General features: G+C 72.5%; 24 protein-coding genes and 1 riboswitch. Of the genes, 4 read left to right on the top strand and 20 right to left on the bottom strand.

The window, feature by feature from the left end; translation table 11 throughout:
• From carA to pyrR, 5 genes are read right to left on the bottom strand one after another with little or no spacing between them, the layout of a single operon-like run.
• A complete protein-coding gene (gene carA / locus P3T41_RS34445) occupies window positions 1-1,164 on the bottom strand; it encodes a glutamine-hydrolyzing carbamoyl-phosphate synthase small subunit (RefSeq protein ID WP_280694581.1) in 1,164 nt (387 codons plus the stop codon).
• Complete coding sequence (locus P3T41_RS34440) at window positions 1,161-1,700, bottom strand: hypothetical protein (RefSeq protein WP_280694611.1); 540 nt, start codon at window positions 1,698-1,700, stop codon at window positions 1,161-1,163. Before P3T41_RS34440 ends, carA begins: the two co-directional genes overlap by 4 nt.
• A gap of 20 nt (window positions 1,701-1,720) precedes the next feature.
• Window positions 1,721-3,025, bottom strand: coding sequence for a dihydroorotase (locus P3T41_RS34435; protein WP_280694580.1), 1,305 nt, complete (start codon window positions 3,023-3,025; stop codon window positions 1,721-1,723).
• Window positions 3,022-4,023, bottom strand: coding sequence for an aspartate carbamoyltransferase catalytic subunit (locus P3T41_RS34430; protein ID WP_280694579.1), 1,002 nt, complete (start codon window positions 4,021-4,023; stop codon window positions 3,022-3,024). Before P3T41_RS34430 ends, P3T41_RS34435 begins: the two co-directional genes overlap by 4 nt.
• A 7-nt stretch (window positions 4,024-4,030) precedes the next feature.
• Window positions 4,031-4,639 (bottom strand): bifunctional pyr operon transcriptional regulator/uracil phosphoribosyltransferase PyrR, encoded by a 609-nt coding sequence (pyrR, locus tag P3T41_RS34425; RefSeq protein ID WP_280694578.1) that lies wholly within the window; start codon window positions 4,637-4,639, stop codon window positions 4,031-4,033.
• Window positions 4,640-4,967: 328 nt separating this feature from the next.
• On the opposite strand from pyrR, the gene P3T41_RS34420 reads away from it, so the two are divergent.
• Window positions 4,968-5,471: a transcriptional regulator gene (locus P3T41_RS34420; RefSeq protein WP_035840801.1), complete on the top strand. Its 504-nt coding sequence runs from the start codon at window positions 4,968-4,970 to the stop codon at window positions 5,469-5,471.
• Window positions 5,472-5,575: 104 nt separating this feature from the next.
• On the opposite strand, the gene P3T41_RS34415 is transcribed toward P3T41_RS34420, so the two are convergent.
• The 4 genes from P3T41_RS34415 to P3T41_RS34400 all read right to left on the bottom strand — a co-directional run bounded on the left by P3T41_RS34415 (window position 5,576) and on the right by P3T41_RS34400 (window position 8,739).
• Window positions 5,576-6,445, bottom strand: coding sequence for a thioesterase family protein (locus tag P3T41_RS34415; protein ID WP_280694577.1), 870 nt, complete (start codon window positions 6,443-6,445; stop codon window positions 5,576-5,578).
• A gap of 103 nt (window positions 6,446-6,548) precedes the next feature.
• Window positions 6,549-6,992, bottom strand: coding sequence for a transcription antitermination factor NusB (nusB, locus tag P3T41_RS34410; RefSeq protein ID WP_280694576.1), 444 nt, complete (start codon window positions 6,990-6,992; stop codon window positions 6,549-6,551).
• 2 nt (window positions 6,993-6,994) lie between these two features.
• A complete protein-coding gene (gene efp, locus P3T41_RS34405; protein WP_280694575.1) occupies window positions 6,995-7,561 on the bottom strand; it encodes an elongation factor P in 567 nt (188 codons plus the stop codon).
• A gap of 71 nt (window positions 7,562-7,632) precedes the next feature.
• Window positions 7,633-8,739: an aminopeptidase P family protein gene (locus tag P3T41_RS34400; protein WP_280694574.1), complete on the bottom strand. Its 1,107-nt coding sequence runs from the start codon at window positions 8,737-8,739 to the stop codon at window positions 7,633-7,635.
• Between the two features lie 128 nt (window positions 8,740-8,867).
• Here P3T41_RS34400 and P3T41_RS34395 point away from each other — a divergent pair, with 128 nt between their 5' ends.
• Together P3T41_RS34395 and P3T41_RS34390 are read left to right on the top strand one after the other, a co-directional pair.
• A complete protein-coding gene (locus P3T41_RS34395; protein ID WP_280694573.1) occupies window positions 8,868-10,271 on the top strand; it encodes a lipase maturation factor family protein in 1,404 nt (467 codons plus the stop codon).
• Between the two features lie 132 nt (window positions 10,272-10,403).
• Window positions 10,404-11,696: an MFS transporter gene (locus P3T41_RS34390; protein ID WP_280694610.1), complete on the top strand. Its 1,293-nt coding sequence runs from the start codon at window positions 10,404-10,406 to the stop codon at window positions 11,694-11,696.
• A 7-nt stretch (window positions 11,697-11,703) separates the two neighbouring features.
• Here P3T41_RS34390 and P3T41_RS34385 read toward each other — a convergent pair whose 3' ends face one another.
• The 6 genes from P3T41_RS34385 to aroC form a co-directional block, all read right to left on the bottom strand.
• Complete coding sequence (locus tag P3T41_RS34385; RefSeq protein ID WP_280694572.1) at window positions 11,704-12,510, bottom strand: DNA-formamidopyrimidine glycosylase family protein; 807 nt, start codon at window positions 12,508-12,510, stop codon at window positions 11,704-11,706.
• A gap of 50 nt (window positions 12,511-12,560) precedes the next feature.
• Window positions 12,561-13,334 carry an AAA family ATPase gene (locus P3T41_RS34380; RefSeq protein WP_280694609.1) on the bottom strand — a complete coding sequence of 258 codons (774 nt, stop codon included), beginning with the start codon at window positions 13,332-13,334 and terminating at the stop codon, window positions 12,561-12,563.
• A 108-nt stretch (window positions 13,335-13,442) separates the two neighbouring features.
• The gene (aroQ, locus tag P3T41_RS34375; RefSeq protein WP_280694571.1) at window positions 13,443-13,883 is read right to left on the bottom strand and encodes a type II 3-dehydroquinate dehydratase; all 441 of its coding nucleotides are present in this window, start codon (window positions 13,881-13,883) and stop codon (window positions 13,443-13,445) included.
• Window positions 13,880-14,971, bottom strand: coding sequence for a 3-dehydroquinate synthase (aroB, locus tag P3T41_RS34370; protein WP_280694570.1), 1,092 nt, complete (start codon window positions 14,969-14,971; stop codon window positions 13,880-13,882). Before aroB ends, aroQ begins: the two co-directional genes overlap by 4 nt.
• On the bottom strand, window positions 14,968-15,501 hold the full coding sequence (locus P3T41_RS34365; protein ID WP_280694569.1) for a shikimate kinase: 534 nt from the start codon (window positions 15,499-15,501) through the stop codon (window positions 14,968-14,970). Before P3T41_RS34365 ends, aroB begins: the two co-directional genes overlap by 4 nt.
• Window positions 15,498-16,682 (bottom strand): chorismate synthase, encoded by a 1,185-nt coding sequence (aroC, locus tag P3T41_RS34360; protein WP_280694568.1) that lies wholly within the window; start codon window positions 16,680-16,682, stop codon window positions 15,498-15,500. The genes P3T41_RS34365 and aroC overlap by 4 nt, the downstream gene beginning before the upstream one ends.
• Before the next feature lie 218 nt (window positions 16,683-16,900).
• Window positions 16,901-16,965: riboswitch (guanidine-III (ykkC-III) riboswitch) on the top strand.
• Window positions 16,966-16,984: 19 nt separating this feature from the next.
• Between aroC and P3T41_RS34355 the strand changes: the two genes are divergently transcribed.
• Window positions 16,985-17,236 carry a hypothetical protein gene (locus tag P3T41_RS34355; RefSeq protein ID WP_280694567.1) on the top strand — a complete coding sequence of 84 codons (252 nt, stop codon included), beginning with the start codon at window positions 16,985-16,987 and terminating at the stop codon, window positions 17,234-17,236.
• A 49-nt stretch (window positions 17,237-17,285) separates the two neighbouring features.
• On the opposite strand, the gene P3T41_RS34350 is transcribed toward P3T41_RS34355, so the two are convergent.
• The 5 genes from P3T41_RS34350 to P3T41_RS34330 all read right to left on the bottom strand — a co-directional run.
• Window positions 17,286-18,125: a shikimate dehydrogenase gene (locus P3T41_RS34350; protein ID WP_280694566.1), complete on the bottom strand. Its 840-nt coding sequence runs from the start codon at window positions 18,123-18,125 to the stop codon at window positions 17,286-17,288.
• 64 nt (window positions 18,126-18,189) lie between these two features.
• Window positions 18,190-20,109 carry an endolytic transglycosylase MltG gene (gene mltG / locus P3T41_RS34345; protein ID WP_280694565.1) on the bottom strand — a complete coding sequence of 640 codons (1,920 nt, stop codon included), beginning with the start codon at window positions 20,107-20,109 and terminating at the stop codon, window positions 18,190-18,192.
• A 173-nt stretch (window positions 20,110-20,282) separates the two neighbouring features.
• On the bottom strand, window positions 20,283-21,548 hold the full coding sequence (gene mltG / locus P3T41_RS34340; RefSeq protein ID WP_280694564.1) for an endolytic transglycosylase MltG: 1,266 nt from the start codon (window positions 21,546-21,548) through the stop codon (window positions 20,283-20,285).
• A gap of 93 nt (window positions 21,549-21,641) precedes the next feature.
• Complete coding sequence (ruvX, locus tag P3T41_RS34335; RefSeq protein ID WP_280694563.1) at window positions 21,642-22,148, bottom strand: Holliday junction resolvase RuvX; 507 nt, start codon at window positions 22,146-22,148, stop codon at window positions 21,642-21,644.
• Window positions 22,148-22,384 (bottom strand): DHHA1 domain-containing protein (locus P3T41_RS34330; protein WP_280694562.1); only part of this gene is annotated, 237 nt, incomplete at its 5' end. The genes P3T41_RS34330 and ruvX, both read right to left, overlap by 1 nt.

Here is a 22,384-nt window from a genome sequence, read left to right as displayed (position 1 = left end):
TCAGCTCCCTGCGGTGGTGCGGGTCATCAGCTCTACGAACCGATCGAACAGGTAGGCGGCGTCGTGCGGACCGGCCGCCGCCTCGGGGTGGTACTGCACGCTGAAGGCGGGCGTGTCCAGGCACTGCAGGCCCTCGACCACGTCGTCGTTCAGGCAGACGTGGGAGACCTCGGCGCGCCCGAACGGGGTCTGGCTCACCTGGTCCAGCGGTGCCTCCACGGCGAAGCCGTGGTTGTGCGCGGTGACCTCGACCTTGCCGGTGGTGCGGTCCTGCACCGGCTGGTTGATGCCGCGGTGGCCGTACTTGAGCTTGTAGGTGCCGAAGCCCAGCGCCCGGCCGAGGATCTGGTTGCCGAAGCAGATCCCGAAGAACGGGGTCTTGCGGCTCAGCACCTCGCGCAGCACCGCCACCTGGTGGTCGGCGGTGGCCGGGTCGCCCGGGCCGTTGGAGAAGAAGACGCCGTCCGGGTCGACCGCGTAGAGGTCCTCGACGGTCGAGTTGGCCGGCAGCACGTGCACCTCGATGCCGCGCTCGGCCATCCGCTGCGGGGTCATCGCCTTGATCCCGAGGTCCAGGGCCGCGACGGTGAAACGCTTCGCACCGATCGCCGGCACCACGTAGGGCTCGGTGGTGGCGACCTCGGCGCACAGGTCGGCGCCCTTCATCTCCGGGGCCTGAAGCACCCGGGCCAGCAGCTCGGCCGGCTCGGCCAACCGCTCGCCGGAGAAGATGCCGACCCGCATCGCCCCGCGCTCGCGCAGGTGGCGGGTGAGCGCGCGGGTGTCGATGCCGCTGATCCCGACCACGCCCTGGGTCGCCAGCTCGGCGTCCAGCGAGCGGCGCGAACGCCAGTTGGAGGGCACCCGGGCGGGGTCGCGGACCACGTAGCCGGCCACCCAGATCTGCTTGGACTCGTCGTCCTCGTCGTTCCAGCCGGTGTTGCCGATCTGCGGAGCCGTCATGACCACCACCTGGCGGTGGTAGGACGGGTCGGTCAGGGTCTCCTGGTAGCCGGACATGCCGGTGTTGAAGACCGCCTCGCCGAAGGTCTCGCCGGTCGCGCCGTAGGCCTGGCCGCGGAAGGTTCGACCGTCCTCCAGGACCAGCACGGCAGGCACACGCTCCCGCCAGGGGCGCGGCGTGGTGGGGGCAGGTGCGGTCATGGTGTTACGCCTTCCGTCTTCGTCGTACGTGTTGCGAGTTGAGCCACGGCCGTGACCCAGGCCGCGTGCTCGTCCGGGCGGTCCAGCCGGAATCCGGAGTCCAGCGCGGTGCCGGCGAGCTGCCAGCCGACCACCAGCAGCCCGGACGGCACGACCTTGCCGGCGATGCCGGAGTCGGTCCGAGCACCCGTCAGGTCCTCGACGGGCAGCCAGAGGTCCTCGGCCCCCGGGCGGCGGGCCAGCAGCCCGCGCTCGGTCAGCGTCAGCTCCGCCAGGCTCCGGCTGCCCAGGCCGTGGGCCACCACCCGGTCGAGCCAGTTCCCGGCGGTCGTGCTGCCGTGGTAGCGGCCGCTGCTCTCCAGGATGGGTGTGCCGATCTCGCTCGGCACGGCGGGCAGCTCCGGAAGATCGGACTGCAGGGTGCGGCGCCAGTTCCAGCCCTGGCGCATCAGCCAGTAGACGACCGCGACCACGATCAGCAGGCCGACCGACCAGCCGATGTAGTCGGGCCAGTTGTGCACCTGCGCCTTGTGCATGACGGCCAGCTCGGTGCCGTTCACGCCAGCTCGCCCGGCTCGACCAGCTCGCCGGCCAGCACGGTGGCCGCCCCGCGCAGGAACGTGGCGTGCACCCGACCGGGCAGGTCCAGCCCGCGGTAGGGAGTGTTGCGACTGCGGGTGGCGAAGCTGTCCGGATTCACGGTGCCACGGTACGCGGGATCGAAGAGCACCAGGTTGGCCGGCTCACCGACCGAGACGGGGCGTCCGTGCCCGCTGAGCCGGCCGATCCGCGCGGGGCGGTGCGACATCCGGTCCGCCACGCCCTCCCAGTTCAGCAGGCCGGTCTCGACCATCGCCTGCTGGACCACCGAGAGCGCGGTCTCCAGGCCGACCATGCCCATCGCGGCGGCCGCCCACTCGCAGTCCTTGTCCTCCGCCGGGTGCGGGGCGTGGTCGGTGGCCACCGCGTCGATGGTGCCGTCGGCCAGCGCCTCGCGCAGCGCGTGCACGTCCTCGGCGGTGCGCAGCGGCGGGTTCACCTTGTAGACCGGGTCGTAGCTGCGGACCAGCTCGTCGGTGAGCAGCAGGTGGTGCGGGGTCACCTCGGCGGTGACGTCCCAGCCCTTGGCCTTGGCCCAGCGGATCAGCTCCACCGAGCCGGCCGTGGAGACGTGGCAGACGTGCAGCCGGGAGCCGACGTGCGCGGCGAGCAGCACGTCACGGGCGATGATCGCCTCCTCGGCGACGGCCGGCCAGCCGCCGAGACCGAGCTCGCCGGAGACCTGGCCCTCGTTCATCTGGGCGCCCTCGGTGAGCCGGGGCTCCTGCGCGTGCTGGGCGACGACGCCGTCGAAGGCCTTCACGTACTCCAGCGCGCGGCGCATGATCACCGCGTCGTCCACGCACTTGCCGTCGTCGGAGAAGACCCGCACTCCGGCGGCGGAGTCGTGCATGGCGCCCAGCTCGGCGAGCTTCTTGCCCTCCAGGCCCACCGTGACGGCGCCGACCGGCTGCACGTCGCAGTAGCCGGAGGCCTGGCCGAGCCGCCAGACCTGCTCGACCACGCCCGCGGTGTCGGCGACCGGGAAGGTGTTGGCCATCGCGTGCACGGCGGTGTAGCCGCCCTTGGCGGCGGCCTGGGTGCCGGTCAGCACCGTCTCGGCGTCCTCCCGGCCCGGCTCGCGCAGGTGGGTGTGCAGGTCGACCAGGCCGGGCAGCGCGATCAGGCCGTGCGCGTCGATGTCGACGTCGGCCTCGATCGCCAGGCCGGTGCCGATCTCGCGGATCACGCCGTCGGCGATGTGGATGTCCTGCGCGGGGCCGCCGAGGAGCTGGGCGTTGCGGATCAGGTAGCTGGTCACTGGGCGGCCTCGTTCGTCTCGGTACGTGTTTCGGTGCGGGCTGCCTCGGCGGGGCTGTCGGTGAAGACGGCGCCGCCGAGCAGGAGGTACAGCACGGCCATCCGGATCGACACGCCGTTGGCGACCTGCTCGACCACGGTGCAGCGCGGCGAGTCGGCCACCTCGGCGGTGATCTCCATGCCGCGCACCATCGGACCCGGGTGCATCACGATGGCGTGCTCGGGCAGTTTGGCCAGGCGGCCCGCGTGCAGGCCGTAGCGGCGCGAGTACTCGCGCTCGGTGGGGAAGAACGCGGCGTTCATCCGCTCGCGCTGGACCCGCAGCATCATCAGCGCGTCGGTCTTGGCGAGCGCGGCGTCCAGGTCGTAGGAGACCTCGCAGGGCCAGTTCTTGATGCCGATCGGCAGCAGCGTGGGCGGGGCCACGAAGGTCACGTGGGCGCCCAGGGTCTGCAGCAGCAGCACGTTGGAGCGGGCCACCCGGCTGTGCAGCACGTCGCCGACGATGGTGATCCGGCGCCCGGCGAGATCGTTGCCCAGCCCCGGGTTGAGGTGCCGACGCATGGTGAAGGCGTCCAGCAGGGCCTGGGTCGGGTGCTCGTGGGTGCCGTCGCCGGCGTTGATCACGCTGCCGTGCAGCCAGTCGGACTGGGCCAGCCGGGCCGGGGCGCCGGAGGCGTGGTGCCGGATCACGACCGCGTCGGCGCCCATCGCCTGCAGGGTCAGCGCGGTGTCCTTGAGGCTCTCGCCCTTGGCCACCGAGGAGCCCTTGGCGGCGAAGTTGATCACGTCGGCGCTCAGGCGCTTCTCGGCGACCTCGAAGGAGGTCTTGGTGCGGGTGGAGTCCTCGAAGAAGAGGTTCACGACGGTGCGGCCGCGCAGCGTGGGGAGCTTCTTGACGGCCCGTCCGGAGAGCTGGGCCAGCTCCTCGGCGGTGTCCAGGATCAGCAGCGCGTCGTCGCGGCTGAGGTCGGCGGCGGAGACGAGGTGGCGCATCACGGTGCTTCTACTCCGGGAGGGTGGGGGCGGCCAGAGCCTGCGAGCTGCGGGCGGCGTAGTCGCGGTCGCCGACCAGCACGGCGTCCATGCCGTCGGCGTCGGAGAGCCGGACCTGCACGGCCTCGCGCAGCGAGGTGGGCAGGTTCTTGCCCACGTAGTCGGCGCGGATCGGCAGCTCGCGGTGGCCGCGGTCGACCAGGACGGCGAGTTGCACCGCGCGGGGCCGGCCGATGTCGCCGAGCGCGTCGAGTGCGGCGCGGATGGTGCGGCCGGAGAAGAGCACGTCGTCGATCAGGATCACCAGCTTGCCGTCGATCCCGCCGGCCGGGATCTCGGTGTGCTCCAGGGCGCGGGCGGGCTTGAGCCGCAGGTCGTCCCGGTACATGGTGATGTCGAGCGTGCCGAGCGGGATCTCGCGGCCGGTGATCTGCGTCAGCCTGGCGTGCAGCCGGCGGGCGAGGTGGACACCGCGGGTGTGGATGCCGAGCAGCACCACATCGTCGGCGCCCTTGGCGCGTTCGACGATCTCGTGCGCGATCCGGGTGATCACCCGGGCGATGTCCGCGCCGTCCAGCACCTGGTGGGGCGGACGGGGAGCGTCAGTCTGTGTGGTCATGCCGAAGCGGACCTCCTTCCCCGCCTCACTGGACGGGCCTTAAAGGATGTCTGAAAGTGTTGGCCGCCCGAACGTGGCGCGAGCCGCGTCCATGCTACCAGGGCGATCATGGGCCGCCCGACACCCTTTGTGTCGTGTTCACGTACAGGTAGCAGACCATTCGCACGGCTGCCCCATTCGGCTTGACGGAGCTACCTTACTCTACGTAACCTCACAGTGAGTTACGGAATAGACGTCGAACCCACCGGTAGGACGCCTTGGGAAGCCGGGCCATCCCTCGCTCCCCCCGTGACCGACATGATCAAGAATTTCTCGTCCGGGGAGAACAATGTCCAGCGACTACGCGAAGCAGCTCGGAGGCAAACTCCGAGCTATCCGCACTCAGCAGGGTCTCTCCCTGCACGGCGTCGAGGAGAAGTCCCAGGGGCGCTGGAAGGCGGTCGTCGTCGGCTCCTACGAGCGTGGCGACCGTGCTGTGACGGTGCAGCGGCTGGCCGAACTGGCCGAGTTCTACGGCGTCCCGGTTCAGGAGCTGCTGCCCGGCGGCACCCCTGGCGGCGCGGCCGAGCCGCCGCCGCGCCTGGTGCTGGACCTGGAGAGACTGACCCAGGTCCCCTCCGAGAAGGCCGGCCCGCTGCAGCGCTACGCCGCGACCATCCAGTCGCAGCGCGGTGACTACAACGGCAAGGTGCTCTCGATCCGCCAGGACGACCTGCGCACGCTGGCCGTGATCTACGACCAGTCGCCGTCCATCCTCACCGAGCAGCTGATCAGCTGGGGCGTGCTGAACTCTGACGCCCGCCGCGCGGTGCGCGAGGAGGACGCGAGCTGACCCGCTCGCCCCTTCGGCAACTGAAGAAACGTCACGGCGCGGTCCCGGGGGACCGCGCCGTCGGCGTCTGCGCACTCCCGGCGTGCGCCCGGGCGTGCGCGGCGTCAGGCCTGTGCGCGGGGCGCGCGGGCCAGCTGGCGCGACTGGGCAACCAGGCGGCCGGTCGAGTCCCAGATCTCGCAGTCCTCCTCGAAGTGGCCGCCGGCCAGGTTCCGGGTGGCGTGGCTGACCCGCAGCCAGCCCGGGGCCGGCCGGGCGCGCAGGTGCACGGTCAGCTCGATGGTCGGGGCCCAGCCGGGCATCCCGAGGTCGAAGGTGACCGGCGGCAGCGCGTCGGCGACCAGCAGCAGCGAGAGCGGGTCCGGCTCGCGCCCGTCGGCCAGCTTGAACCAGCCCTGGATCCGGCCCAGCTGAGCCGGCTGCCCGACCGCCCAGCCGACCGTGCCGGGGTCCAGCCGCAGGTCGAAGCGCTCCAGCAGGGCGGCCTGGTCGAGCAGCCCGGGCGGGGCGTGCTCGATGCCGATGCACCGCTCGACCGGCGGCAGCTCGGGCGCGACGGCCGAGGTGCGCACCTCGCCGTCCAGCGCGGCCAGATCGCCGTAAGCGGCCAGCACTCTCAGCCGCTCGACCTCGGTGCCGTCCGCGTCCCGCTGGTGGAGCGAGGCGGTCGCGTTGGAGAGCGTGCGGCCCCGCCGGACGGTCTCGGTGCGCACCGAGAGCGGGCCGGGGACCGAGGCGGAGAGGTAGTAGCAGCTGATCGAGAGCGGATCGGGGTGCCCGGGCAGTTCCCGGCGCAGCGCGTTGGCGGCCACGGCCAGCAGTAGTCCGCCGTTGATCCCGCCGCCGATCTGCCAGCCGGCGCCCAGCTCACCGAGGTGGTGCCCGGCGCGGTCGGGGTCCGGTTCGAGGGCGATGGCCCGGTCGAACTCGCTGTCGAGCACGGTCGCGGTGGTCGCAGTGGTCACTCTGGTCATGGGAGCGGCGCCCTTCGGGTTAGCTACTGATCAGTAACAAGATATGCGTAATGGCCGCCGGACCGGAAGGTCCGACGGCCATCGAAGGGCATGAGCGCGCTGTTCAGAGATCCCGGCGGATCGACGGCTTGAGCTCCATGAAGCGGGCCAGCAGCCCGTTCACGAAGGCCGGCGAGTCGTCCGTGGAGAACTCCTTGGCGATCTCCACCGCCTCGTCCAGGACGACCGCGTCCGGGACGCCGTCCTCCCAGATCAGCTCGTAGGCGCCGAGCCGCAGGACGTTGCGGTCCGCGGCCGGCATCCGGTCGAGCGTCCAGCCGACCGCGTAGGTCGAGATCAGCTCGTCGATCCGGCGGGCGTGCTTCACGTAGCCCTCGACCAGCTGCATGGTGTACTCGCCGACCTGCGGCACACCCTCGTCCGGCTTGGGCTCCCGGGCCCGGGCGACCCAGCCGGCGAGTACCGACAGCGGGTCGACGCCCCGGCCGTCGGCCTCGAAGAGGATCTGGAAGGCGTGCGTGCGCGCCTTGGTGCGTGCGGACGCCACGGTTACTTGTTCACCCGGCCGAGGTAGCTGCCATCACGGGTGTCGACCTTGATCTTCTCGCCCTGGTTGATGAAGAGCGGGACCTGGATCTCGGCACCGGTCTCCAGGCGGGCGGGCTTGCTGCCGCCGGTGGAGCGGTCGCCCTGCAGGCCGGGCTCGGTGAACTCGATGACCAGCTCGACGGCGGCCGGCAGCTCGATGTAGAGCGGAGCGCCCTCGTGCACGGCGACCAGGGCCTCGAAGCCCTCCAGCAGGTACTTGGCGGCGTCGCCGACGACCTCGGGGCCGATCATCAGCTGGTCGTAGGTGTCCATGTCCATGAACACGAACTGCTCGCCGTCCTTGTACGAGAACTGCATGCCGCGCTTGTCGACATTGGCGGTCTCGACCTTGGTGCCCGCGTTGAACGTCTTGTCGACAACCTTGCCGCTCAGCACGTGCTTGAGCTTGGTGCGCACGAAGGCGGGGCCCTTGCCCGGCTTGACGTGCTGGAACTCGACGACGGACCAGAGCTGGTCGTTGTCGAGCTTGAGGACCATGCCGTTCTTGAGATCGTTCGTGGAAGCCACGGGCGCACTTACTCCTGGATATAGCTGTCAAGGAACCAAGGGTGCGCGCCTGCCCCCACCGGGACCGGTGGTCACAGGGCGAGGAGCTCCTTGGTGGTGATGGTGAGCAGCTCGGGACCGCCCTCTTCGAGGGGGCGCACCACGAGCGTGTCCTCGATCCGGACCCCGCCACGGCCCGGGAGGTGTACCCCTGGGCCGACGGTGACCGGCACGCGATTGTCCAGTTTACCCATCTCGGCGGGTCCCAGCTGCGGCGCCTCCCGCACCTCCAGGCCCACACCGTGCCCGAACGGTCTGGGCAGGTCCTCCTGATGGCCACCGGCCAGTAGCACCTCGCGGGCCGCCCGGTCCGGCGCGCTGCCCGGCACGCCCGGGAGCAGCGCCTCGCGGCCGGCCCGCTGGGCCTCGAAGACCAACCGGTGCAGCTCGACCTGCCAGGCCGCCGGAGCGGCGCCGATCACGAAGGTGCGGGTGGTGCAGACCGAGTAGCCGCGGTACTGGGCGCCGAGCGAGACGGTCAGGAAGTCGCCCTCCTCGACCCGGCGGTCGGTCGGCTGGTGGGCGCCGCGGCCCGAGTGGCTGCCGGTGCCGACCGAGACCGGGTAGCCCGCCCGGTCCGCACCGTGGTCGATCATCCGGCGCTCCAGCTCCATTGCCAGGTGCCGCTCGGTGCGGCCGACCAGGATCGACTCCAGCAGCTCGCCGAGCGCCTGGTCGCCGATCTCGGCGGCGATCCGCAGCTCGGCGATCTCCCGCTCGTCCTTGACCACCCGCAGCCGCTCCACCGCGCGCTGCAGGTCGGCCAGCCGGGCGCCGCCGACCCGCTCGGCGATCGCCCGGTGCCGGCTGACCGTCAGGTCGTGCTCCTCCACCGCGAGGTCCGCCACTCCGAGGCGGGCGGCGGCCTCGGCGGCGGCCTCTGCGGTGTCCTGGTCCGGCCCGGCCACCAGGTGCGGCAGCTCGGCGGCGTAGGGGTGCTCGCCGGTGTCGTCGGGCGGCAGCTCGGCGGGCAGCACCAGCAGTGCGCGCTCGCGGGTGAGCAGCAGGGTCGCGCCGCACGGGGCACAGCCGGTGAGGTAGCGGACGTTTGCGGCCTTGGTGATCAGCGCCGCGTCCGCGCCGCCCGCGCTGCAGTACTGGCTCAGCCGTTCCCGGCGGGCCGCGTGCGCATCAGACATGTCAGGAAGCCTAGGCAGCCGGGGCCCCGGGCGCCCGTTCTGCTGGGCCGGGCGGCGTGGCGGTGGCTTGGCGCATCGCTGCGGCGCGGTGGGCCGCGAGCCGGGCGCGGCGGTGGTCAGATGGGCGGGTGGAGTGGTTCACGGCGCCCGGGTACGCGCTCAGCCGGCTGGTGCTGCTGCGGCTGCTGGCCGTCGTCTACCTGGTCGGCTTCCTGGCGGCGGCCCGGCAGTTCCGGGCGTTGATCGGCTCGCGGGGCATGCTGCCGGTGCCGCGCCATCTGCGCCACCGCACCTTCTGGGAGGCGCCGAGCCTCTTCCAGTTCGGCTACTCGGACCGCGGCTTCGCTGTCGTCGCCTGGGGCGGGGCTTCGCTCGCGGCCGCCGTGGCGGCGGGGCTGGCGGACCTGGTGCCGCTCTGGGCCTCGATGCTGCTCTGGGCGCTGCTCTGGCTGCTCTACCTGTCGATCGTCAACGTCGGGCAGACCTGGTACTCCTTCGGCTGGGAGTCGCTGCTGCTGGAGGCCGGGTTCCTGGCCGTGTTCCTGGGCAACGCGAAGGTCGCTCCCCCGGTCCTGGTGCTCTTCCTGTTCCGCTGGCTGCTCTTCCGGGTCGAGTTCGGGGCCGGGCTGATCAAGCTGCGCGGCGACCGCTGCTGGCGGGACCTGACCTGCCTGCGGTACCACCACGAGACCCAACCCATGCCCGGGCCGCTGAGCTGGTACTTCCACCACCTGCCGATGCCGCTGCACCGGGTCGAGGCGGCTGCCAACCACCTCGCCCAGCTGGGCCTGCCGGTGCTGCTCTTCACCCCGCAGCCGATCGCCTCCTGGGCGGCGGGCGCGATGGTGGTCACCCAGCTCTGGCTGGTCGCCTCCGGCAACTTCGCCTGGCTCAACTGGCTGACCATCACGCTGGCCTTCGGCGCGCTGCGGCTGCCCGGTGCCGGACACCTGGCCACCGCGCGGGCACCGCTCTGGTACGAGGTGCTGGTGCTGGGCGCGACCGCGCTGGTGCTCTGGCTGAGCTACCGGCCGGCCCGCAACCTGCTGTCGCGCGGTCAGCTGATGAACTACTCGTTCAACCAGCTGCACCTGGTGAACACCTACGGCGCGTTCGGCAGCATCAACCGGATCCGCTTCGAGGTGGTCGTCGAGGGCACCGACGAGGAGCGGCTGACGCCGACCACGGTGTGGCGGGAGTACGAGTTCCGCGGCAAGCCCGGGGACGTGCGGCGGCGGCCGCGCCAGTTCGCGCCCTACCACCTGCGGCTGGACTGGCTGATGTGGTTCGCCGGGATCTCCCCGGCGTACGCGCGCCCGTGGCTGCGGCCGTTCGCCGAGCGGCTGCTGGCGGGTGACCGGGCGACGCTGCGGCTGCTGCGGCACAACCCGTTCCCGCACGCGCCGCCCGCCCAGGTGCGGGCGGTGCTCTACCGCTACCGGTTCACCACCTGGCCGGAGCGGCGGGCCACCGGGGCCTGGTGGCACCGCACCCGGCTGCGGGTCTACCTGGCACCGGTGAAACGGCTGTGACCGGGGCGATCGAGGGCCGCGCCTGACCGGTCTGTCGAACTTAAATATCTTGACATCAAGATATGTGTCGGCCAAGCTGCTGCGTGCTCGCCTCGGGGGTGACCGGGCGCGGATCGGAGCGGGGGCTTGGCCATGCGGCGGGGTGAGAACGGACTGGTGGCGCAGCTGCGCCGGCCGCCGGGTGGGCGGGACGCCCGGATCATGCTGCTCGCGCAGTTCCTGGACCGGACCGGGACCGGGGTGTGGGGCGCGGCCTCGGTGCTGTACTTCACCTTCGTCTGCCGGCTGACCGCCCAGCAGGTGGGGGTGCTGCTCGGCGCCGCCGCGGTGGCGGGCATCGCCGGGTCGCCACTGGCGGGCCGGCTGGCCGAGCGGCTGCCGGTGCGCGGCCTGCTGATCGCCTGTCACCTGGTGCGGCTGGGGACCATGGGCCTGCTGCTGGCGTGCACCGGCTTCGGCGCGCTGCTGCCCGTGGTCGCCGTCACCTGCCTGGGCGAGCGGGCGGCCAAGACGCTGGAGATGCTCTTCGCCACCCGGGTGGGGGGCGAACGGCGGGCCACCTACCAGGCGCTGTCCCGCAGCGCGGGGAACGCCGGCATCGCGCTGGGTGCGGGGATCGCGGCGATCGGCCTGGCCGTGGGCAGCCGGGACGCCTATCGGGCGCTGATCCTGGCCGACGCACTGTCGTACGCGGTCGCCGCAGCACTGGTCCGGCTCACCCGGGAGCCGAGCGCCGGCGAGCGCGCGGTGGCCCCACCCGGTGCCGAGGTGCCGGCGGAGCCGCCCGGGCCCGCGCCGAGCCCCTGGCGCGACCGCGGCTACCTGCTCTTCGTGCTGCTCGACATCCCGATGAGCCTGGACGACTCGCTGCTCAACGTGGGCCTGCCGCTCTGGCTGGTGAACCACACCTCGGCGCCGCACGCCTTCGTCCCGCTCTGCCTGGTGCTCAACACCGTCCTGGTGGTGGTCCTGCAGCTGCGGGTGTCGGCCCGGGCCGAGGGCGCCCAGCGGGCGGCCCGGGCGGTGACGCTGCTGGGTCTGCTGATGCTCACCTGCTGCGTGGTCCTGGCGGTCGGCACCGGGAGCGGGGCCTGGACCGGTTCGGTGGCGCTGCTGGCCGCGGCGACGCTGGTCACCATGGCCGAGCTGATGCGCTCGGTCAGCTCCTGGGAGCTGGCCGTGTCGCTGGCGCCCGCCCGGGCCCGGGCCTCCTACCTGGGGGTGGCGGGCATGGCGCAGTCCATCCAGAAGTCGGTCGGGCCGCCGCTGCTGACCGGCGTGGTGCTCGCGGCCGGACCGGTCGGCTGGCTGGCCCTCGGCACGGCGGTCGCCGGACTCTCCCTGGTGCAGCGGCGGGCCTGCCTGCGGCGGTTGGCGGCGCTGGGCGGCAAGCCGGCGGCCGCGCCGGTCACGGCGCCTGCCTGACGATCCGTCAGGAACGCTGGCAGCGCGGGCACCAGAAGAGGTTGCGGGCCGCGTGCTCCTCGGTGCGCACCTCGCTGCCGCAGACCAGGCAGGGCTGCCCGGCCCGGCGGTAGACGTAGACCTCGCCGCCGTGGTCGTCCACCCGGGGCGGGCGGCCCATCGCCTCGGGCGTGTGCTCGGGGCGGACGGTGTCGATCCGGCCGATCTCGGCGCCGGCCCGCATCAGCTCCACCAGGTCGTGCCAGATCAGCCGCCACTGGGCCGAGGTGAGCTCGCGCCCTGCCCGGTGCGGATCGATGCCGTGCCGGAAGAGCACCTCCGCGCGGTAGACGTTGCCCACCCCGGCCAGCACCTTCTGGTCCATCAGCAGCGCGGCTATGGTGCTGCGACTGCGCGCGATCCGCTGCCAGGCCCGGTCCGGGTCGGCGTCGGCGCGCAGCGGGTCGGGGCCCAGCCGCGCGTGCACGGCGTCCTTCTCGGCGGGCGTGAGCAGTTCGCAGGTGGTCGGGCCGCGCAGGTCGGCGTAGTGCGCCTCGTTCGCCAGCCGCAGCCGGATCAGGCCGACCGGGGCGGGAGCCGGGGCCGGGCCGAAGGTGAACACGCCGTAGAGGCCGAGGTGGATGTGCAGCCAGGCCTCGTCGAACTCCAGGAAGAGGTGCTTGCCGTCGGCCTCGGCGCCGCGCAACAACTGCCCGTCGACCAGCCCGGCGCCGTCGGCGAACCGGCCCTGCGGGCTGGCGACGGCGACCGGGCGGCCGCCGAAGGCAGCCCGGTGCTGGGCGGCGAGCCGGTGCAGGATGTGGCCTTCGGGCATGCGGGGGCTCTCAGTTCTCAAGGGCTGTGCGTTCTCAGGGGCTGGACGCCTCAGCGGACGGGCTGGCCGGCCAGCCGGGCGGCGATCACCCGGTCCAGCGTCTCGGCGGTGGCGGTGACGTCGAGTTGGGAGTTGTCGATGATCGGCAGCCCGGAGTTGTACCAGCCCGCCATCCGGCCGTGGATCAGTGCCACCTCCTCGTCGCTGAGCCGCCGTCGGCCGCTGCGCCGGGCGTTGCGGGCCAGCACGGTGTCCAGGCCGGGCAGCAGCACCACGGGGATCATCCCGGGGCCGATGTGCCGCTTCCAGCCGCCCAGGCCGATCGCCGGACGGTCGGGGAAGACCGCGTCGTCGATGATGCAGGAGATCCCGTTGGCCAGGTAGTTGCGGCAGGCGAAGCCGCAGGTGCGGCGGGCCAGCCGGTACTGGGCCTCGGAGTCGTTGTTCCAGCCGGACTGCGGGCTGGCGAAGCCGGACTGCACCCACTCGCGCACGTCGTCCAGGCTGATGTGCGCGGTGGGGGTGGGGCGGCGCTCGGCCCAGTGCCGGGCGACCGTGGTCTTCCCGGCTCCGGCCGGTCCGATCAGCAGCACCGCGAGCGGACCGGTCTGCTGCTGGGCGGCGACGGTCGGCCGCTGGACCGGGGCGCCGGTGGGCATCACGAAGTGCCCGGTCGCGCTGGGCGGGACCGCCGCGCTCGGGGCGCCGACCGGCGCCCTGAGCGGGACCGTGCCGGGCGGCGGTGGCTGACTTGCCGTCAGGGGGTGGGCGGGAGCCGGCGCCGCGCCCGGCACCGGTGGCGGCACTGCCGGGCGCGGGGGCATCCCCCCGGCGTACTGCTGCGTCACGACACACCTCCCGCCGGGGAGATTACACGGCGGCCCGGCCGAGAGCCCAGCTCAGCTTTACTGCGCGCCTTCTCACCGGCCAGGTCAGCGGGTGGTGAGCTGCTCGGCCAGGGCGCGCAGGGCCAGCTCGTAGGAGCCCAGGCCGAAGCCCGCGATGGTGCCGGAGGCGATCGCGGCGATCACCGAGTTGTGCCGGAACTCCTCGCGCGCGTACGGGTTCGAGATGTGCACCTCGATCAGCGGCGCGGTGCGCTGGGCCGCCGCGTCGCGCAGCGCGTACGAGTAGTGGGTGAACGCGCCCGGGTTGATCACCACGGGCGTCTGCTCGTCGGCCGCCCAGTGCAGCCACTCGATCATCTGCTGCTCGGAGTTGGTCTCCTTGACCTCGACCTCGAAGCCGAGCTCCTTGCCGAGCGTGGTGCAGCGCTCGACCAGGCCCGCGTACGAGGTGGCACCGTAGACGTCCGGCTCGCGGCTGCCGAGCCGGCCGAGGTTGGGGCCGTTCAGCACCAGGACGCGGCTCACGAGGAGACCTCCGCGTAGGCCGCGACCAGCAACGACGGGTCCGGGCCCTCCAGCACCGAGGTCTTGGCCAGGCCGTCGAGCACGATGAAGCGCAGCAGGTCACCACGCGACTTCTTGTCGACCTTCATGGCGTCGAGCAACTTCGGCCAGGCGTCCGCCCGGTAGCTCAGCGGCAGGCCGACCGAGGCCAGCACGGCGCGGTGCCGGTCGGCCGTCTCGTCGTCCAACCGGCCCGCGAGCCGGCCGAGTTCGGCGGCGAAGACCATGCCGACCGAGACCGCCGCGCCGTGCCGCCACTTGTACCGCTCGTTGCGCTCGATCGCGTGGGCCAGGGTGTGGCCGTAGTTGAGGATCTCCCGCAGGCCCGACTCCTTGAGGTCGCCGGAGACCACGTCGGCCTTGACCTGGATGGCCCGCCGGATCAGCTCCACGGTGTGCGGGCCCGCCGGGGTCCTGGCACCCTCCGGGTCGGCCTCCACCAGGTCGAGGATGACCGGATCGGCGATGAAACCGCACTTGATCACCTCGGCCAGGCCGGAGACGTAGTCGTGCTTGGGCACGGTCTCCAGGGTCGCCAGGTCGGCCAGCACGCCGGCCGGCGGGTGGAAGGCGCCGACCAGGTTCTTGCCCTCGGCGATGTTGATGCCGGTCTTGCCGCCGACCGCCGCGTCGACCATGCCGAGCAGCGTGGTGGGCATCGCGATCCAGCGCACGCCGCGCAGCCAGCTCGCGGCGACGAAACCGGCCAGGTCGGTGGTCGCGCCACCGCCCAGACCGATGATCACATCGGAGCGGGTGAAGCCGGTCTGCCCGAGCACCGACCAGCAGTAGGCGGCCACCTCGGCGCTCTTGGCGTCCTCGGCGTTCGGCACCTGGAGCGCGATCGCCTCGTAGCCCTCGCCGGCCAGGTCCTCGCGGATCGCCTCGCCGGTGGCTTCCAGCGCCTCGGGGTGGATGATCGCCACCCGCTTGGCCTGATTGCCGATCAACCCGCTGAGCTCGCCCAGCAGTTGATGCCCGATCAGCACGTCGTACGGGGCGTGGCCGGCCGCGCCGCCGACGTGGATGGTGACGGTGTCGGTGCTCATGCGTCCTTCGTTTCCAGACCGGATGTCGGATTCAGGGAGGTCAGTACCGCGTCCGCGACCTGCTCGGGGGTGAGCCCCTCGGTGGCGACCGCGGCGGCGGCCACCTCCAGGTAGAGCGGGCGGCGACGCTCCATCAGCTCGCGCCACTGCTGGCGCGGGTTGACCGCGAGCAGCGGGCGCGGGGCGTCCAGGCCGACCCGCTTGACGGCGTCGTGCAACGCCACCTCCAGGTAGACCACCGGGCGTCCGGCCAGCAGCGCCCGGGTGGCGTCGGCCATGACCGCACCGCCGCCGAGCGCGAGCACGCCGTCGTGGTCGGCCAGCGCGGTGGCGACCGCCGCGGCCTCCAGCGCGCGGAAGTGCGGCTCGCCGTCCTCGATGAAGATCTCCGGGATCGGCTTGCCCGCACGCTGCTCGATGTCGGCGTCGGTGTCCCGGAAGGCGCAGCCGAGCCGCTCGGCGAGCAGCCGGCCCACCGTGCTCTTGCCCGCACCGGGCGGGCCGACCAGGACGACCTTGGGACCGCTCATCGGACGATCAGGTGGTCGAGGTAGCCCTGGACGTTGCGCCGGGTCTCGCTCACGTGGTCGCCGCCGAACTTCTCGCTCACCGCGTCGGCCAGCACCAGCGCGACCATCGCCTCGGCGACGATGCCGGCGGCCGGCACCGCGCAGACGTCGGAGCGCTGGTGGTGCGCCTTGGCCTCCTCGCCGGTGCGCACGTCGATGGTGCGCAGCGCGCGCGGCACGGTGGCGATCGGCTTCATCGCGGCCCGCACCCGCAGCAGTTCACCGGTGGACAGCCCGCCCTCGGTGCCGCCGGAGCGGCCCGAGGCGCGCCTGACACCGTCCGGGGTCGGCACGATCTCGTCGTGCGCCTGCGAGCCGGGGATCCGGGCCAGCTCGAAGCCGTCGCCGACCTCGACGCCCTTGATCGCCTGGATGCCCATCAGCGCGGCGGCCAGTCGCGCGTCGAGGCGACGGTCCCAGTGCACGTGCGAGCCCAGGCCCACCGGCACGCCGTAGGCGAGCACCTCGACCACACCGCCGAGCGTGTCGCCGTCCTTGTGGGCCTGGTCGATCTCGGCGACCATCCGCTTGGCGGCGTCCGCGTCCAGGCAGCGCACCGGGTCCTCGTCGAGCCGGGCCTCGTCGGCGGGCAGCGGCAGGACGCCGCCCGGAGCCTTGGCGGCGCCCAGCTCCACCACGTGCGAGACGATCTCGATGCCGCAGGTCTCCTTCAGGAAGGAGCGGGCCACCACGCCGAGCGCGACCCGGGCGGCGGTCTCCCGGGCGCTGGCGCGCTCCAGGATCGGGCGGGCCTCGTCGATCGAGTACTTCTGCATGCCGGCCAGGTCGGCGTGGCCGGGCCGGGGGCGGGTGAGCGCCTCGTTGCGGGCCAGGCCGGCGAGGATCTCGGGGTCGACCGGGTCGGCCGACATCACCTGCTCCCACTTGGGCCACTCGGTGTTGCCGACCATGATCGCCACCGGGCTGCCCATGGTCTCGCCGTGCCGCACCCCGCCGAGGAAGGTGACCTCGTCCTGCTCGAACTTCATCCGGGCGCCGCGCCCGTAGCCGAGCCGGCGGCGGGCCAGCGCCTGCGCGACGGCGGCGGTGGTCACGGGCACGCCGGCGGGCAGGCCCTCCAGGGTGGCGACCAGGGCGGGGCCGTGCGACTCCCCCGCCGTGAGCCAGCGCAACGTACCCAACGGTGCTCCTTCGTCAGCGGTCCGGTCGCGGCACTCGCACCGCGCTCCCGGCCAGGGTTCGGTCTGCGGGCCCGCACCTGTCGAGCCCTGCTCCGATCCTTTCACGTTCGCGAACGCGAACGGGCCGCGGTCCGGGGAGCGGACAGTCGCGTCCCATCGCTGACCTGGCCTGTTCCACCCAGGCTTTCGAACCCTTGACCGGCTGGGGCACAATGGAAGGCGACCGCGGCACCGCGGCCACCGGACGAGACGCGCCGTACCCGGACCGACAAGACGACGCAACCCGGTAGGAGGGTGCCGCCATGGAGCAGCTCGTCCAGGTCCTCGGTTCGATTCTCATCCTGATCCCGTTCGCGCTGGCCCAGTGGGGCCGGCTGGACGCCCGGGCCCGCAGCTACCTGCTGCTCAACCTCTGCGGCTCGGCGATCCTGGCCACCCAGGCCGCGCTCACCGCCCAGTGGGGGTTCCTGCTGCTCGAAGGCGTCTGGGCGGTGGTCTCACTGACCGGGCTGATAGCCGTACTGCGCGGCCGCGCGCCGCGCTCGGCGCACTGACGGTCCGTCAACCCCGCTGTCCTGACGGACCGTCGACCGGCCGGGACGGTCAGGCCCGGGTCTGCGCCAGCGCCGCCTCGCCCGCCGCCCGCATCGCGGCCAGCGGGCCCGGGGTGACGCCGGTGAACCGCTCGCACTGCAGCACCGCCTGGTGGACCAGCAGGTCGAGACCGCCGAGCACGGTCGCCCCGCGCTCGGCGCAGGCGGCCGCCAGCGGCGTCGGCCAGGGGTGGTAGAGCACGTCGAACAGGGCACCGGGGGTGGCGGTCAGCCGCGCCGCGAAGGCATCGGTGGCGCCGACCGGCGTGGTGGCGATGGTCAGCGGGCCGGCCAGCGCCTCGGCGCCGTACTCCCAGTCGGCGGTGCGCACCGCCACCCCGAGCCGCTCGCCGAGTTCGCTCATCTCCCGCGCGCGCTGCGGACCGCGGACGTACACGGTCACCTCGCCCGCCCCCAGCCGGCCGAGCGCGGCCAGCGCGGAGGCGGCGGTGGCGCCCGCCCCCAGCACGGCCGCCGCCGGCACCCGCTCGATGCCGCGCTCGCGCAACGCCGCGACCAGGCCCGGCACATCGGTGTTGTCCCCGGTGCGCCGCCCGTCCGCCTCGAACACCAGGGTGTTCACCGCGTCCACCGCCAGCGCCGTCGCGCTCACCTCGTCCAGCAGCGGGATCACCGCCCGCTTCAGCGGCATGGTCAGCGAGAACCCCGCCCAGCCGCCCGGTTCCAGGTCGGCGAGGAAGCCGGGCAGGCCGGCCTCGTCCACCTCGAAGCGGCCGTACTCCCAGCCGTCCAGGCCCAGCGCCCGGTAGGCCGCGTTGTGCAGCACCGGCGAGAGCGAGTGGGCGATCGGCGAGCCGAGCACGGCGGCACGGCGTGGCCGGTTGGTCATCACGGGGCCTCTTCAGGGCAGGTGCAGTTTCGGTGATCAGGCACGGCCGATCGGGCGCGACCGGTCAATTACAGGTCTGACGCGACGCGTTGTAGGTCTGACCGTGCTGGGTGCAGTAGTCCTTGACGTTCTTCTTGAAGTCGTCCCCCGAGGCGGAGAAGATCGTCTCGGTCGGGCTGACCGCGAGGAAGAACAGCCAGTTGCCCGGAGTCGGGTTGAGCACCGCCTGGATCGCGTCCGCGCCCGGGTTGGAGATCGGGGTCGGCGGCAGGCCCGGGTTGATGTAGGTGTTGTACTTGTTCGAGCCGTCGTTGATCTGCGCCTCGGTCAGCGTCTTGGAACCGACCGCGTACTGCAGCGTGGTGTCCATGCCCAGCGTGTGGTGCACGTCGGGCTGGTTGGCCAGGCGGTTCTGGATCACCCGGGCCATCTTGCCGAAGTCGGCGACGTTGTTGCCCTCGGCCTGCAGGATGCTCGCCTCGGTGATCACGTCGTACGCGTTCTTCAGGCCGATCGACGCGGCCGCGCTGTCCAGGTTGAGCTGGGAGTACTGGCTGAGCGCGTTGCTGACCATCTGCTTCAGCAGGTCCTCCGGCTTCATGCCCGGGGCGACCGAGTACTTGGTCGGCCACAGGAAGCCCTCGGGGTTGTTGCCCGTGTAGGCGGGCAGACCCAGGTTGGCCGCGTTCGCCTTCTCCGCGGCGGCGGTGCTGCCCGGGGCGAGCTTCAGCTTGGTGTCGATCATCGCGTAGATGTCCGAGGCCTTCTTGCCCTCGGGGATGATCAGCGAATCGCCACCGGCCTCGCTGATCATCAGCGCCACGGCCGAGTCGCCGGACATCTCCTTCTGCATGTCGTAGTAGCCCGGCTGGATCGGCTTGTTCGCCTTGGTGTAGGCGTTGTTGAAGGCGCCGGTGCTCTTCACCACGTCCGCGTCCTTCAGCACCTGCGCCATCTGGCTGGCCGAGGCTCCGTCCGGGATCTGGATCTGCACCTTGCCGGTGCCGGCGCCCTTGAAGTCCGCCGGCGGCCCGAAGGTGCGCTGGTAGAAGCCGTAGCCCCACCAGCCGGCACCGCCCATGCCGCCGAGCAGTACCAGGGCCACCAGCAGGCAGGCGCCGCCGTTGCGGCGGCCGGTCTTCTTGCCCTTCGCCTTGCGCTTGGCCAGGGCCTCGTCGCTGGTGTCCTCCGCGCCGAGGAAGGAGTCGTGCTGCTCCTCGCCGTCGGCGTAGTCGTCCTCGGCGTGCTCCGGGTACTCGCCGTCCTCGGCGAACTCGCCTTCGGCGTACTCGGCCTCGTCGTACTCGCCGTCCTCGGCGTAGTGCTCCTCGGCGCCCGGCTCGGCGGGCGCGTCCAGGGCGGCGGCCGCGGCCTCCCAGTCGATACCGTCGGGACCGGGACCGGCCGGCTGCTGCTGCCGGACCTGCTGCTGCGGGAACTGCTGCTGGCCAGCCTGCTGCTGCGGAGCCTGCTGCTGGACGAATCGCGGCTGCCCGAACTGCTGCTGAGCGGCCTGCTGTTGCTGAGCGCCCTGTTGCTGCGGGAACTGCTGTTGCTGAGCGCCCTGTTGCTGCGGGAACTGCTGCTGCGGAGCCTGCTGCTGGAACTGCTGCTGGGGAACCTGCTGCTGCGGGACCTGCTGCTGGTAGCCGCCGCCCTGCTGCGGATACCCCTGCGGCTGGGCGTACCCGTTCTGCTGCGGATAGCCGCCCTGCTGCGGGTACTGCTGGTAGCCCTGCTGCTGCGGCAACTGCGGCTGTTGCTGCTGCCACTGCTGCTGCGCGTACGGATCCATCGGCACGTACGTCTGCTGCTGGCCGTACTGCTCCTGGCCCTGCACCGGGTACTGGTGCCCCTGCCCGTACGGATCCTGCGGGAGGTACTCCTGGTCGCCCGGGGAGGCGGCCCGCTGCGGCTGCTCACCGTAGCCGGGCTCGGCGGGGTGCCACGGCTGGGAGCCGTAGCCCCGACCCAGTTCAGTCATCGATTCCCTTAGGCCGACGGAGACGGACGGTTGATCGGACCGACCGTCCGGGACGGCGTCCCGGCAGTATCTCGAACCGGCGTGCTAAGCGCAGCGCCTGGGGGGAGACGTTACCGTACCGCACGGTACTCCCCCCGCCCCTCATCCTCGCGCTGCGTGCCCGATCGGCGTGGTCAGCGACCGCTCACGCCGAGTGAGTCGCCGGGAGAACCACTGGGTGAGCCACCGTGCTTGGCCTGGTAGGCGTTGAACTCGTCGACGTTCTTGCGGTGCTGCTGCTCACTGTCAGTGAACCTGGTGTCCCCCGGGCGGACTGTGACGAAGTAGATCCAGTCCCCGGGCGAGGGCTGCAGGGCCGCGTGCAGCGCGTCGTGCCCGGGGTTGTCGATCGGGGTGGGCGGCAGACCGGGCGCCCGGTAGGTGTTGAACGGCGAGTCCAGCTGGGTGTCGGTGACCGAGGTGTGCAGCGTGCTGCGGCCCAGCGCGTAGTTGATGGTGGAGTCCAGTTGCAGTGGCATCGAACGGGCCAGCCGGTTGTAGATCACCCGGGCCACCTTCGCCATGTCGTCCGGGTTGTCCGACTCCCCCTGCACCAGGCTGGCCAGCACCAGCGCCTGATAGGGCGTCAGCCCGCCGACCACCGGGTGGTCCAGGCCCTCGGCCATGTACTCGCCGGTGCCGCGCTTGATCATCTCCTGGAGCAGGCCGAGCGCGGTGGTGTCCTTGGTCACGCTGTAGGTGGAGGGGAAGAGCAGGCCCTCGATGTTGCCGCCCGCGTAGTCGGGCAGGTTCAGCTCGCTCAGGTGCTGCGCGGCGGTCTGCTGCGCCGTGCCGGCCGGCAAGCTGAGCCGCTGATCGATCGCGGCGTAGACCTGGCCGGCCCGGAAGCCCTCCGGGATGGTCAGCGCATTGGCGTTGGCCGGGTCGTCGAGCACCCCGAACGCGGCGTAGGAGGACATCCGGTGGCGCAGCGCGTAGGTGCCGGGCTGGATCCGGCCGGCGTTGTCACCGGCGGTCGAGATGAACGCCTGCACGCTGGCCACCACGCCGTTCTGCTGCAGCAGCCTGCCGATCTGGGTGAGGCTGGCGCCCTGCGGGACGGAGACCTCCAGCACGGTGCCGGTGCCGCCGCCCGCGTAGTCGGCCGGCCTGGTGGGGGCGGTCCGATCGAGGAGCGCGCCGGCGACCAGCAGCGCACCCCCGGCCAGCAGCCCGAGCAGCAGCAGGCTCAGCCCGAGGGCCAGGCCGGTGCGGTCGGGCCCGGTGGGCGGCGGCTGGTCCGCGGTGTCGAAGGTCCAGCCGAACGCGCCGGTGACCGGCTCACCCTCGTGGTGGTCCGCCGGGCTCACGGCCTGCGGCGGCAGCGGTTGCGGCGGCGGCTCCTGTGCCGGAGCTCCGAGATGGCCCGGCGTCAGGCCGGGCAGCGCGTCCTGGTCCATCGCGTCGCCCCTGGTGTCGGCCTACCCACATGCGATGGGGGCTCGTCCGGACGCGTCCGGACGAGCCCCTGATCACACGGTAGGACCGGCTGATCAGCCGACCGGCACGACACTCTCGCCGGGCGCCCGACCGCTCACTCGTTCGGCCTCCAGGGCGCTCTGCAGGATCACCACGGCGGCGGCCTGGTCGATCGCCGCCCGGCCCTTCTTGGCCTTCACGCCGGAGGCACGCATGCCCTGGGCCGCGGTGACCGTGGTCATCCGCTCGTCCACCAGCCGGACCGGCACCGGGGCGAGCAGCGCGGCGAGCCGGCCCGCGTAGCCGCGGACCTTCTCGGCCGCCGGGCCCTCCTTGCCGCTGAGCGAGCGCGGCAGGCCGACCACCACCTCGATCGCCTCGTACTCCTCGACGATCGCCTTGAGCCGCGCCTGGGAGCGGCCCCCGGCGGGGACCGTCTCCACGGGCGTGGCGATCAGCCCGTCGGGGTCGCAGGAGGCGACCCCGATCCGCGCGTCACCGACGTCGACGGCGATCCGCCGACCCCGGCGCCAGGGCTTCGGCTCCTCGGCCTGCGAGGAGTGCGGCAGCTGAGGCTCCATCAGGCGGTGCGCTCCGCGACCAGGGCGCGGACGGCCTCGATGGCCTCGCCGACGGCGGCCGGGTTGCTGCCGCCGCCCTGGGCCACGTCGTCCTTGCCGCCACCGCCACCGCCGAGCGTCTTGGCGGCGGTGCGGACCAGCTCACCGGCCTTGACGCCGCGCGCGCGGGCCTCCTCGTTGGTGGCGATCACGGTCAACGGACGGTCGTTCACCACCGTGAAGGCCGCGACCACGGC

This window comes from Kitasatospora sp. GAS204B (assembly GCF_029892155.1).
Taxonomy (GTDB): domain Bacteria; phylum Actinomycetota; class Actinomycetes; order Streptomycetales; family Streptomycetaceae; genus Kitasatospora.
The sequence above is the reverse complement of the archived record's forward strand: the minus strand, read 5'-3'. Positions and strand labels throughout refer to the sequence as shown.